The organism is Staphylococcus casei (assembly GCF_030294405.1).
Classification (GTDB): Bacteria; Bacillota; Bacilli; order Staphylococcales; family Staphylococcaceae; genus Staphylococcus; species Staphylococcus succinus.
On record NZ_CP125718.1, the window covers coordinates 1,806,368 to 1,820,007 of the forward strand.

Sequence of the window (13,640 nt, forward strand, 5' to 3'; positions counted from 1 at the left end):
CATTCCATCTGTTCAACATTTATCGTTAACATAATACAATTATAATGATCTATTGCAGTATATTTTACTGTAACTACGTTTTAATACATCGCCATCAAATCTTCGAAAGTAGCAACAAGCCCCACACTAACTTTAAATGAACCAATGTAATTTTTAGTAATGATCAAGCGACTGCTCTACGCTATCTCACAAAGTAGAAAGACCTATTTGTAATTGCTTTTAGCAAATTACAAATAGGTCTTTAAGTATTTACATGTCTCTCAATGTTTTATAATCATTTACCTAGACAAGTGTCTTTACGACCTCTTGGCAACGTGGACATAGGTGATCTAATTCACCTACTGAACCTAATGATTCACTATAGTTCCAACAACGCTCACATTTTTCACCGTGTGCATGTTCAATGTGAATATCACCATGTTGGTATGCTACGCCACTTTCAACGTTATCAACAACTTCTGCTTGTGAAGTAATAAAAAGTTGGTGTAAGTCACTAAATTGTTGTAAAAATGAAGTTGCGTCGAAGTTTTCATTACTACCGATTACAACTTTAGCTTCTAGCGATTTACCAATAACTTTTTCACTACGCGCAACCTCTAGGGCACGGTTGACATCGTCACGTAATTTCATAAATGTATTCCATCTATCTACGAATTCACGATCAATTTCCACACGCTCTGGCATAAGCGTTAAGTGAACACTTTCTTCTTCCACATGTGGGATGTGTGACCATACTTCTTCTGCCGTATGCGCTAAAATTGGCGCTAATAATTTCGTCATATCTACAACAATTTGGTATAAAACAGTTTGCATACTGCGACGTTTATGTGAATCACGTTCTTCAATATACAGGATATCCTTACCATAGTCTAAATAGAAATTACTTAATTCTACATTAATAAAGTTTTGAACTTCTTGATAGATATCTAAATAGTCATAGTTATCATAATTGTCTAATGTATTTGCTGTAAATTCACGTAATCTACTTAATAAATATTTATCAACTTCTAATAAATCTGCTTCAGCTACAGCATTCACAGCAGGATTATAATCACTCACATTACCCAACATAAATCTTAATGTATTTCTAATTTTACGATATACATCAGAAGTTTGTTTTAAAATTTCATCTGAAATACGAACATCTGAAAGGTAATCCACACTACTTACCCATAAACGCGCAATGTCTGCACCTTTTTGTTTAACGATTGTATCAGGCACTATCGTATTACCTAATGATTTACTCATTTTCTTACCTTCACCGTCCATAACAAAACCATGTGATAATAACATGTTATACGGTGACTGTCCTTTAGTCGCAACTGAAGTTGTGATAGATGAATTGAACCAACCACGATATTGGTCACTACCCTCTAAATACAAATCTGCTGGGTAAGATAATTCAGGACGACCTTCTAAAACAGCGCGATGAGATGAACCAGAATCAAACCAAACATCCATAATGTCTGTTTCTTTAGTAAATACACCATTTGGGCTACCCACGTGTGTAAAGCCCTCTGGTAATAAATCTTTCGCTTCACGTTCAAACCAAATATTTGAGCCAAATTCTTCGAATAAGTCTGCAACATGGTTTACCGTTTCATTCGTCATGATGATATCACCATTTTCAGCATAAAATACTGGTAAAGGTACACCCCATACACGTTGACGTGATATTACCCATTCACCACGATCACGAATCATATTGAAGATACGTGTTTTACCCCAATCAACTTTAAAGTTTGTATCCGTGATAGCATCTAAGATTTCTTGACGCACTTTATCGATTGAAGCAAACCATTGTGGTGTAGCTCTAAAAATAACGGGTTTTTTAGTACGCCAGTCATGTGGATAACTATGTGTGATAAATTCTAATTTTAATAATGCCCCACTTTCGTTAAGAACATCGGTAATTGCTTTATTCGCTTTATCATAGAACATACCTTCAAATTGGCCTGCTTCTTCAGTAAATACGCCTTTATCGTCAACAGGACTAATGACAGGTAATTTATATTTTTGTCCAACAACATAGTCATCTTCACCATGTCCTGGTGCTGTGTGTACACATCCTGTACCAGCATCTGTTGTTACATGCAAACCATTAATAACTAATGAAATACGATCTACAAATGGATGCTGCGCTTCAATATATTCTAATTCTTTACCTTTAAATTCTTTTTCTAATTCAACAGCATCTTCATCCCAATCTAAAGCTGCTACTACATCATTGACTAAATCCTTACCAATAATATATTTTTCACCATTCACCTTATATTGTCCATAAGTTAAATCAGGGTGCACTGTAATCGCTACATTTGAAGGCAAGGTCCACGGTGTTGTTGTCCAAATGATAAATTTAGCATCATCATCTACAAGGTCTTTACCGTCTTTTACATCAAAAGCCACATAAATTGAGGCTGAACGCTTATCTTGATATTCAATTTCAGCTTCTGCTAATGAAGATTCACTTGATGGAGACCAATATACAGGTTTTTTACCTTTATAAATAAGGCCTTTATCTGCCATTTCACCAAACAAACGAATTTGCGCAGCTTCATATTCTGGGTTTAATGTGATATATGGATTATCAAAATCACCTTTAATGCCTAAACGTTTAAAATCTTTTTTCTGACCTTCAATTTGTTTCAATGCGAACGCTTTACATTTTTCTCTGAACTCGGCCACTGATAGCTCTTTACGCTTAATACCTTTTTTAGTTAATGCTTGCTCAATTGGTAGACCATGTGTGTCCCAACCTGGTACATAAGGTGCATAAAATCCACGCATCGATTTATATCTCGTGATGATATCTTTTAAAATTTTATTCAATGCATGCCCCATGTGCAAGTTTCCATTAGCATATGGTGGTCCATCATGTAAAATATACGATGGATTACCAGCATTTTTATCTAATACTTTTTGATAGATATTTTTTTCTTCCCATTCTTCTTGGATCTTAGGCTCTTTATTCGGAAGCCCCCCGCGCATTGGAAAATCTGTTTTTGGCATTAATAATGTTTCTTTATAATCCATTTTTGTACACTCCTTATTACAATTTTCAGTCTTAATTCTTGTGGTTCAGTCAATAAAAAGAACCCTAAGTTCAATTAACAGGGACGACATAAACCGCGTTACCACCCTGATTAACTCAACTTAGAGTTCTCTCATTGATATCATATACTATTGTTTATAACAGTGATATAAGCAGCTGACATATGAAAGGCTCACACTGTCCCTAACTCGCTGTGATATGCATTGTGCTACTTACGTGTCTGTTATTCATTGTTGTTATTACTATCTGAAATAATTATGAATTGTGTTCTGATTCTGCTTTAGCCTTCATCGCCTTTTCTTCCTCAGTTAACTCATTATCATTTAAGTGGTTAATATTTTCTTGTGTTACTTGTTCTGAATCAAGGTCATAATTTAATAAATAATCCCAATCTTCATTTTTAAGTAAATCGAGTTGTGCCTCAACTAACATACGGAAACGTGATCTAAATATTTTAGATTGTCGCTTCATATCTTCAGTTTGGAATGAAAGTCGACGCGCTTTTTCAACAGCGTCATTTACGATTTTATCTGCCTCTGACTGAGCTTTAGCAATCGTCGCTTCTGCTTCTTTGTTAGCAGCGGCTTTTGTCTCTTCCCCAGCTTGTTTAGCATGTATTAATGCATCACTTACTGACTGATGCACATCTTTATAAGATTGAATATTTGTCTCTTTATCTTCAATTACTTTTTCTAATTGATTTTTATCTTCTTTTAGACGAACAATTTCATTACTTAATTGTTCTAAATAATTTTTAACTTCAGATGGTTCATAGCCAGTTTTCACTTGTGTAAATTCTTTGCTTTTTATTTCATTTGGTGTAAAAGGCATGCGTTATCCTCCCTCTATAATACACTATTTTGATATTTCATTAAACATATGAAATAGCTTTATTTGTTTATAAATAATACTTTTTAATGCAGCGTATTGATTTGCAATTTCATGACTTGCATTATCATTGACAGTGTAAACTTTACTCCTTCAGTATAACATCATTTGAACAAAGTTTTATAAGAAATGCGTATTTTATCTTTTTTAGTTTTGCCGCCAATTTCGGTAACCATTGCACGCCCAAAACCTTGTATAGATAATAAATCACCACTATCTAGCTGGAAATCTGCTGAATCAATCATTGTATGGTTTACCTTAACTCTTTTCTTATCAATTAATTGTTTGGCAACTGTCCGAGATTTACGGATAATTTCTTTCAACACAACATCCAAGCGTAAACCACTCACTGTCGTATCAAAGGTTTGCCATTGCTCTTTTGATTGTATCATATCTTTTATTGGAATAGAATTAAGTTTAACCGTTGCACCTTTAATTCTATTTAATTCCAATATAATATAAGATTCTAATTGTTTTGTCAAAGTAAATTGTACATTTTCATCTACTAAAATATCACCCAATTGGTCTCTTTCAATACCTAAGGACATTATTGTACCTAGCACGTGTTGGTGTTGTAACGTTACAAATTTTTTAGGATAATCTACTTCTATTAAGGTGATTTCAAATGCCTCTACTTCAGGTTCATAATATGTCGGTGCAATAATCGCTCTTTTCCTTTCTGCATGTGGCCCACCATAAAAAGTTACATTTAAATCGTCAAAGCTACCGACAATAACGCTCATAATGTATTGCCCACGAGGGTCAAGGAATGTAGTTAATACAGGCGCATATTGATCATTCGCACGATGACACTTGTCTATAAGTTCATCTATTAATGCATGTTCTTCTTTTCTAAAATGTTGATATATATCGATGTAAATCACTCCAAATACAATACAAAGCACCTCGCGTTATACAACGTTAGGTGCTTCTCATTTATTTTATACGTTAGTCATAAGTATACTTTAAACTTTATCTATAAGATATACAAGTTTAAGCCATATAATTCAAAATCATATTAAAAATACTCATTAATCCTCTTTGGAACAATACAAGTACAATTATTGCAACAATCGATGAGATATCTATCATACCGATGGGTGGAACAATTTTACGAAATGGCTCTAAAAAGGGTTCATATATCTTTTGTAAAAATCGACCAAATTTATTTTCTCTTGCATTAGGTATCCATGACATAAAGAAGTATACAATCATGCCATAGTAATAAATTTGAACCAAGAATAAAATAAATTTAAATATACTCGCTAATAAACTTATATCCATTTATTTCTACCTCTATTCACCTTGGTATTCCATATTTTCAATTTGGTCTGTAATATTACCTGCTACTTCAACATTATCAGGTGTACACAAGAATATATCTGAGCCTACACGCTGAATGTCACCGCCGATAGCATATACAGTACCACTTAGAAAGTCTATAATACGTTTGGCAGAAACCTTATCTATGCGTTGTAGATTAACCAAAGTCGCACGACGGTTTTTTAATTCATCTGCAATGTCTTGTGTATCAGAAAATACACGTGGTTCAAATAAACACATTTTAGAACTTTCTTGTGCAAAATCAAAATTGTCTTGTTCTTGATTATTCATATTCACAACGTTCCTAGTATTATTTTTGGGTGTATTGTTATTCATTTGATACTTCCTTTCACCGGATGATTGTTGTAACCTCGATGATTGTTTTTTGGGCACGGATTGTATCGATTTTTGACGTTCTATATTTTCATTATTTGGTTGTTCTCTAAAATTGGTTTGAGACTGCGCTTGTTGTTTATTTTGTTGTTTATCTTTTTCTTCTTCTGGTGGCGCTTCTAATTCGTCATCTTCTTCTTCAACCACGAAAAATCCACTAAATAAATCTTTTAAAGCCACGGGGCTCACTCCTCTTTTCCTACAAGTTTAGTCCCAATTCTCACAAATGATGCCCCTTCTTCAGCAGCTATATGAAAATCATTGCTCATTCCCATAGATAGCTCCTTACACGGTGCATAATTTAAATTGAGCGCTTTAATTTCATCTCTTTTTAATCTTAATGGTTGAAACAAGCTCTTAATATATGGCTCATCTTCAGTTAGTGGAGCCATAGTCATAAGACCAACTACTTCTATCTTTTCGAATTGTTCTAAATCCTCAATAAAAGTGTTGACGTCTTCTAGAGAAACACCTTGTTTAGACGATTCTCCTGAAACATTTACTTGAACAAAACATTTAATTTTATGTTCAGCTCTTTTATTAATTTCTTTTGCTAATTTCAAACGATCTAATGCATGAAAGTAATCAATGTCATTAATCACTTCTTTAACTTTTCTTGTTTGTAACGAACCGATAAAGTGCATTACGATATCATCTGGTAACGCTTGTTTTTTCTGAAGACAACCTTCTATACGGTTCTCACCAAAATGCCTAATTCCCGCATAATATGCATCATTAGCTCGGTCTATTGTAACATACTTTGTTACTGCAATCACGTTTGGCAATGTTGAAACGTGCGCTTTTTTACAGTGTACTTTTAATTCTTCATTAATCTGTTCTAAATTTTGTTGTACGTTCAATTCTTTACACCTCTCCATTATTGACCAATAAATGCTAACATGCGTCCTGTGTTTCCTTTTTCAACTCTATATGAGAAAAATAAAGATAAATCCTCTGACGTAGCATAATTTGTAATGTAAATATTATCTTTAGGAACCCCTGCATATTCGAGTAGCAAAGCATTGGCTTGTTTTAAATCGATACCATGTCTATCCTCAGCTCTTGTATCAATAAACTGATTAGTATCAATAGGTAGTTGTTCAAATTTTGATTTAATATCATCATTAATTTCATACGTAGATGATGTCGCAGGACCGATAACAACTTGTAAATCCTTAATATCAAAATCAACTTTACTTACCATCTCATTAACAATTTGACCAACTGTTCCTCTCCAACCCGCATGCGCTAATCCTACAAAATGGTGTGGTTCACTATAAAAGTAAATAGGCACACAATCTGCATAACACATCGTTAGCAATATATTAGATTGATAAGTATACATACCATCTACACCATATAGACCATCTGACAATGCATCGATATTCGTCCCTTTGTCTTCATCTGTTACTTCAACCACTTTATTTTCGTGGGTTTGTATTGGAAACACCCATTGCTCTCTTGGATAATGGATTGTAGCTGCAAGTTGCTCTTGATGCTGTGTAATATTTATAGGATCATCATCAATATACCTAGCTAAGTTAAATGCTTCTTTGGGATAAGGACTCAAACCATCTTCTCTAGTAGTTATACCCAATATTACATTTTCTAATTGGCTTGTCTCATACCTCAATATGTGGCTATCCTTCTTGAATCTCTCTTGCATACTACTTACCTCCAATAAATGTTATTGTAAAACTTTCTTATAACATTAATATAACCACTTACTTTGGTTTTATATATTTACTCAAATTTCTCTTAAACTTGTAAGATGAATAGTTATTTTGGATTAACACTTTCAAATTAATCCAAAAAAGTCATCAGATCTTTGGACCTGATGACATCATTTTAACATTTATCGTTACTTACTATAGCTTTTAATTTATATGAATTACGTCCTGTTAGATTAACTTAAACAATAAATTTAACGTCTAGTTCTTCTTGAACGTCGTTCTTCTCTATTTCTAATAAAGCTTGGAATGTCATCTTCATTTGTAGTATGACTTCTGCCTTCACTAGCACTTTCAGTTGGTTGTTGAGATACACTTGCTTGGCTTGAAGCAAATGCTTCTTCTTTTGGTGTACTGCTTGTTGCACTGCTACCAAATGTAGTGTTAGAAGCTTTACGCCCTTGCGCTGATGGTTTATCTTCAAAACCAGTTGCAATCACTGTTACCACGATTTCATCTTGTAATTCTGGATTAATTACAGTACCAAAAATCATATTCACATCTTCGTCTGCAGCATCTTGAACGATATCTGCAGCTTCTTGTGCTTCGAAAAGTGAAAGTGATTCGCCACCAGTGATGTTCATAAGCACACCTTGAGCGCCTACAATAGAAGTTTCTAATAATGGTGAAGAAATTGCTTTTTTAGCTGCTTCTACTGCACGATTCTCACCAGAAGAAACACCAATTCCCATTAAAGCTGAACCTTGGTTAGACATAATTGTCTTAACATCTGCAAAGTCAAGGTTTACTTCACCTGATACAGCGATTAAGTCAGAAATACCTTGAACACCTTGGCGTAAAACATTATCTGCTTCTTTGAACGCTTCCATCATTGGTGTTGATTTATCAACAATATCTAATAAACGATCATTTGGAATGACGATTAATGTATCTACAGCTGCTTTCATAGCTTCTACACCAGCTGCTGCTTGTGTTTGACGTTTACGGCCTTCGAAACCAAACGGACGTGTAACGACACCAACTGTTAATGCACCCATTTCTTTAGCGATTTTCGCTACAACTGGAGCTGCACCAGTACCCGTGCCGCCACCCATACCAGCAGTTACGAACACCATATCGGCACCTTGGATAGCATCTTCAATTTGTTCGCGTGATTCTTCAGCGGCTTTTTTACCAATTTCTGGATTCGCACCTGCACCTAAACCACGAGTTAACTTTTCACCAATTTGGATTTTAGATTCTGCTTTAGATAAGTTTAAAGCTTGTCCATCCGTATTGATAGAAATAAATTCAACATTGTTCATACCATGGTCAATCATACGGTTTACAGCGTTATTTCCGCCGCCCCCTACACCGATGACTTTTAACGTCGCTAAATGATTAAATCCTTGTTCAAATTCTAACATTTATATTTCCTCCTAGTTTTAATGGCCAATCAATCGAATAGAGATTTCATCAGTTTTTTAAATTTACCTTCTTCTTTATCATCTTTATGTTGAGGTTTACCTTCAGCGTCTTCATCGACGTTTACTTTTTCCTCGTAATCCTCTTTTACATGTTGTTGTTCCGAATCAGATGTTGGTGATTGCGATTCTTCTTGCTTATTCGATTTTTTCTTGAACCAATCAAATCCGCTTGATTTTGTATTGTTTTCTCTATCATCAGATTCAATGACTTCTTCTTCGAATTCTTCACTGTCATGATTACTTATTGTAACATAATCTAGCATTTCATCGAAAGTAATGCTACTAGAAATTGTAGAAATTGCTGATGAGAACTCAGGTTTTCTAATACCCATTTGTGATGGTGTATGTATTCTCACTTTTTCACTCACCATATCTTGTAGTAATTCTTTGACACCTAATAAGTTAGCTGACCCTCCTGTAATCACGAAGCCACCATTAACTTTAGTAAGTCCTAATTCTTGTAACACATCAAAAATTTCAAAGAATATATCTTCCAAACGTGCTTCAATAATGTCTGCTAAATCTTTTTGTGTAAATTGTGCTTCTTCATCACTATCTGTTTGATCAACAGTGAAAATATCTTGATCGGAAGCAGATTCAAAGAAAGCGTGACCATATTGATGTTTAACTTTTTCAGCTGTTTCATAAGATGTATTTAAACCTTCTGCGATATCTTCAGTAATATCACGGCCAGCCATTTCGATTGCATCACCATCAACAAGTTCACCTCGTTCATAAAATGCAATTTGTGTAAGGTCTTCACCAATATCAATGACACACGCACCTAATTCTTTTTCAGTAGCTGATAGAACTGAACCAAAGTTGTATGCATCAGAATATACATCTAATACATCTACACCAGCAGATTCAACACATTTAATCATATTGATTAAAATTGACTTTTGAATTGCGATAACACCAGCTTCTACTTTCAAGCCATGTCTAGCAATTAATTCTTTAGGATCTGAAACTTCATTATCCCCATCAACTACAAATTTAATTGGGAATGCGTTAATTATCTCTGTATCTGGTACTTCATTTTTTTCACGGATACCTTCAAGTACACTTTCAATATGTGTACCGTCTAATTCAGTATCTTCATAAAATTCAATTTCATTGGATTCATCAAACACTTCAGTCCCAATAATAGGAAGTTTTAAAAATACTTCCTTAATATCTACTCCTGAAGCAATAGAAGCTTTTTTAATTGTATCTTTAATCGCTTGTTTCGCGATATCAAAATCATCAATCTGTCCATTTTTTATTCCACTTGTGTAGGTTTGTCCTGTACCTATCACATTAATGCCATTGTGAAATTTTTCGCCTACTATTGTTTTAATACTTGATGAACCGATATCTATACTTACATAATAATGCTCTTCCATAGATAGGCACCTCCTGACAAATAACTTATTCAAGTTCACACTATTAACAGTTTACAATACGATTTAACGGTTGTGAACTATAAACACATGTATTTGTCGAAATTTTTTAATTATTTTTGTCTGACTTCTTATTTATCTTGTTTAATGCACTTTGTAATTCATTTTTTGCTTTGTCTTCTTGTGTTGATCCTTTTTCTACGTTTTTGTCACTAGCGGCCTTAGTATCGCTATCACCACTATATGGGATAAAGGATGCTCCTACTGATAAATCAATATAACCAGCTTGTTTCAAGTTACCTGATTCGTCACGTTCAAGCGACTGAGACATTTGTGGGTAATACTTCATTTTATTGCCAATTGTATTCAAGTTCCCAACAATTTGTATGTCATCGGTAGTGAAAAGTTTAATTTGATTTTGTGCATTTGCTTGAGGATCATATTGCACTTCAGCAATCGTACTTCTCACCTTAGATGGTATTTCAGCGAGTTGGTGAATCATTTGCTCTTTATTGTCCCTCTTGAAACCTTCTAAAATTGGACCGTCATCAACTGAATTCCCATCATAATTATCTAGCTCTGTACCATCTTCTGTAATAGGTATATATTTATCATCTTTCTTTATCAATGCGACAATTTGGTCTTCAGTTACATCTACTGTCATTTTGTTAGGAAAGTGTTTAGTAATCTTTACATCTTTTACTAAAGTATTTTTTTTCAATTGGTCTTCAGCTTTTGAAGTACTATACGTATACATTCTAGCATCATCTTTAACATCTATTGTTTTATTAATCTCACTTTTCGAAACGTTATGATTTCCTTTAATTTCCACACTACTTATCTTACTTAAAGGTGTGAACATATATATAAGAATTAGCACAATGATAAATAACAGTACCCCAAATACTGAATATTGAATTTGCTTCTGCCTTTTCTTTCGCAGTTCTCGTTTTTGTTTTAAATATTCAGAGTCAAATTCACTTACTTTATCAGCCATTATTTTTCACATCCTTTAAAAAGACGGTAAGTGCGTTTTGAAGCTATTAATAAATTTATCTCCACGCTCTTCAAATGTATTATATTGATCCCAACTTGCACATGCCGGTGACAATAAGACTACGTCATTTGCTTCAATAATATCTTGTATCTTATCAACTGCATCTTCCACATCAGTTGCTTGAACCACGTATTTACCTTGGCTTTCGCCTAACTTCACAAATTTACTTTGCGTTTCCCCAAAAGTAACCATCACTCTCACATTGTTCATATAAGGAATAAGTTCATCGAAATCATTACCACGATCTAAACCACCGCATAACCATATAATCGGTTGTTCAAATGAATTCAAAGCAAATTGTGTTGCTAATGTGTTCGTAGCTTTTGAGTCGTTATAATATTTATTGGTCTTATTCGCGCCAATATACTGCAATCTATGTTCAATCCCTGAGAATGTCGTCAAGCTTTCAATAATCGCCCTTACTGATACACCTGCGAGTAATGCTGCCAATACTGCTGCCAAAATATTTTCTAAGTTATGGTCTCCAGGTAATACTAGTTCATTTTTATGGATTATTCTAAATCCTTTAAAAACGATATAGCCATCTTTAACATAAATACCATCTACTTCTTGTTCAGTAGAGAAATAATATGTTTTTGCTTTTACAGACTCTGATTCAATTAATTGTCTTTGATGATAATTACAAATTAAATAATCATTTTCAGTTTGGTTTTCATAAACTCTTTTTTTGGCATTTTGATAATTATCTAACGTTTCATGATAGTCGAGATGCGCTGAGTAGATATTAGTAATAATTGCTATGTGCGGCTTGTATTGATCTATCCCTAAAAGTTGGAAAGATGATAATTCAGTGATTAGATAATCATCTTTTGATACTTCTTGCGCTACTTTCGATGCCACATAACCGATGTTACCTGAAACTTTGCCAGTAACTCTACTCTTTTGAAACATGTCACCAATTAATGATGTGACAGTCGTTTTACCGTTAGTGCCTGTAACACCGATAATTGGTGCTTCTGAAATGAGATAGCTTAACTCAACTTCTGTTAAAATTTTCAAATCTTTTTCTAGTGCTTTTTCAATTAATGGTACTGTATAAGGAATGCCTGGGTTTTTGACAATAATCGGATTATTATCCAATAAAGATAATGGGTGTTCACCACCAATAACTGTTATACCCATATGTTCTAAATCTTTAGCATGTGAATCTTGACTTAAATCTTTACCATCATTCACTATCACATTTGCACCTAGTTTATGTAACAACTTAGCTGCTTCATAACCACTTTTCGCTAATCCAATGACTAACACATTTCTATCTTTTAAACCTGTATAACTTAGCAATTTAATTCACTCCAATCCACAGACCAATAAGTCCTGAAATCAAGCCAACTGTCCAAAATACTGTAACCACTTTTTTCTCATTCCAACCAACTAACTCGAAATGATGATGTAGCGGAGACATCTTGAATATTCTTTTTCCTGTTAATTTGAAAGATGTTACTTGAATCATTACTGATAGCGTTTCAGCAACAAATACGAAACCTATAAAAATAAGTGACAATTCTTGGTTAAGCATGATGGAAATTGTAGCGAATATACCACCTAATGCTAAACTACCTGTATCTCCCATAAATACTTTTGCCGGATTTAAATTAAATGGTAAGAAACCAAGCAAAGCAAAAATCATGATGACACAGAATAATCCGATAGACGTTGCACCTTGAAAATAGGCCATGATGGCATACATTACAAATCCTATAATAGATAACCCTGTTGCCAATCCATCTAAACCGTCTGTTAAATTCACAGCATTTGAAAAGCCTACTTGCCAAAAAACAATGAATACCACATATGCAATAGAAAGTGGAACCTCGATGCCTACAAACGGAATATGGATACCTGTAGAAAAGTCAGTTAAATTAAATACTTGGCTTAAAATGAAGAAAATAACTGCAATTCCAATTTGTGCAAGAAACTTTTGTTTACTTGTTAAGCCTTGGTTATTTTTTTTAACTACAATAATATAATCGTCTATAAAACCGATCAAACCAAATCCAAGTGTTACAAATAGTAATAAAATAATTGGATTTGAACTATCCGTTAAAATAATAGCTAAAATCGATGTAACAATAATACTTATTAAAAATGTAAGCCCCCCCATAGTTGGCGTACCTGTTTTTTTCATGTGGCTTTGAGGACCTTCTTCTCTAATACTTTGACCAAATTTCATTTTCTTTAAAGTCGGAATTAATACTGGGACTAATATAAACGTGATTAACAGTGCGATGATTGCGAGTAAATAAACCATATTATGCTCCTTCATATATTTAAATTGGATTAAGTCGTAATGCTAAGTTATTACAATATGTATAGGGTGAGTAGTAAATCGAGAAATCAACTTCTCATTATTTGATTATTGATTTC

At 33.8% G+C, this 13,640-nt stretch carries 12 protein-coding genes; all 12 read right to left on the reverse strand.

Features of this window, described 5'->3' with window-relative positions:
* Positions 1 to 282 precede the first annotated feature (282 nt).
* Positions 283 to 3,033, reverse strand: a complete 2,751-nt coding sequence (gene ileS, locus QMO72_RS08715) for an isoleucine--tRNA ligase (RefSeq protein WP_103267394.1) — start codon at positions 3,031 to 3,033, stop codon at positions 283 to 285.
* Positions 3,034 to 3,307: 274 nt separating this feature from the next.
* On the reverse strand, positions 3,308 to 3,883 hold the full coding sequence (locus QMO72_RS08720; RefSeq protein ID WP_103267395.1) for a DivIVA domain-containing protein: 576 nt from the start codon (positions 3,881 to 3,883) through the stop codon (positions 3,308 to 3,310).
* 161 nt (positions 3,884 to 4,044) lie between these two features.
* Positions 4,045 to 4,824 carry a YlmH family RNA-binding protein gene (locus tag QMO72_RS08725; protein WP_103267396.1) on the reverse strand — a complete coding sequence of 260 codons (780 nt, stop codon included), beginning with the start codon at positions 4,822 to 4,824 and terminating at the stop codon, positions 4,045 to 4,047.
* 109 nt (positions 4,825 to 4,933) lie between these two features.
* Positions 4,934 to 5,224 (reverse strand): YggT family protein, encoded by a 291-nt coding sequence (locus tag QMO72_RS08730; protein WP_046836174.1) that lies wholly within the window; start codon positions 5,222 to 5,224, stop codon positions 4,934 to 4,936.
* Positions 5,225 to 5,236: 12 nt separating this feature from the next.
* Entirely contained in the window at positions 5,237 to 5,836 is a 600-nt protein-coding gene (locus QMO72_RS08735) for a cell division protein SepF (protein WP_046836173.1), read from the reverse strand.
* Positions 5,837 to 5,841: 5 nt separating this feature from the next.
* Entirely contained in the window at positions 5,842 to 6,516 is a 675-nt protein-coding gene (locus tag QMO72_RS08740; RefSeq protein WP_103267397.1) for a YggS family pyridoxal phosphate-dependent enzyme, read from the reverse strand.
* A gap of 17 nt (positions 6,517 to 6,533) precedes the next feature.
* Positions 6,534 to 7,322: a peptidoglycan editing factor PgeF gene (gene pgeF / locus QMO72_RS08745; protein WP_103267398.1), complete on the reverse strand. Its 789-nt coding sequence runs from the start codon at positions 7,320 to 7,322 to the stop codon at positions 6,534 to 6,536.
* Between the two features lie 258 nt (positions 7,323 to 7,580).
* Entirely contained in the window at positions 7,581 to 8,753 is a 1,173-nt protein-coding gene (ftsZ, locus tag QMO72_RS08750; protein WP_103267399.1) for a cell division protein FtsZ, read from the reverse strand.
* Between the two features lie 29 nt (positions 8,754 to 8,782).
* The gene (gene ftsA / locus QMO72_RS08755) at positions 8,783 to 10,198 is read right to left on the reverse strand and encodes a cell division protein FtsA (protein WP_103267400.1); all 1,416 of its coding nucleotides are present in this window, start codon (positions 10,196 to 10,198) and stop codon (positions 8,783 to 8,785) included.
* Positions 10,199 to 10,304: 106 nt separating this feature from the next.
* A complete protein-coding gene (locus QMO72_RS08760; RefSeq protein WP_103267401.1) occupies positions 10,305 to 11,192 on the reverse strand; it encodes a cell division protein FtsQ/DivIB in 888 nt (295 codons plus the stop codon).
* 15 nt (positions 11,193 to 11,207) lie between these two features.
* Positions 11,208 to 12,557 carry a UDP-N-acetylmuramoyl-L-alanine--D-glutamate ligase gene (gene murD, locus QMO72_RS08765; RefSeq protein WP_103267402.1) on the reverse strand — a complete coding sequence of 450 codons (1,350 nt, stop codon included), beginning with the start codon at positions 12,555 to 12,557 and terminating at the stop codon, positions 11,208 to 11,210.
* Between the two features lies 1 nt (position 12,558).
* Positions 12,559 to 13,524 carry a phospho-N-acetylmuramoyl-pentapeptide-transferase gene (gene mraY / locus QMO72_RS08770; protein ID WP_103267403.1) on the reverse strand — a complete coding sequence of 322 codons (966 nt, stop codon included), beginning with the start codon at positions 13,522 to 13,524 and terminating at the stop codon, positions 12,559 to 12,561.
* Between the last annotated feature and the right edge of the window lie 116 nt (positions 13,525 to 13,640).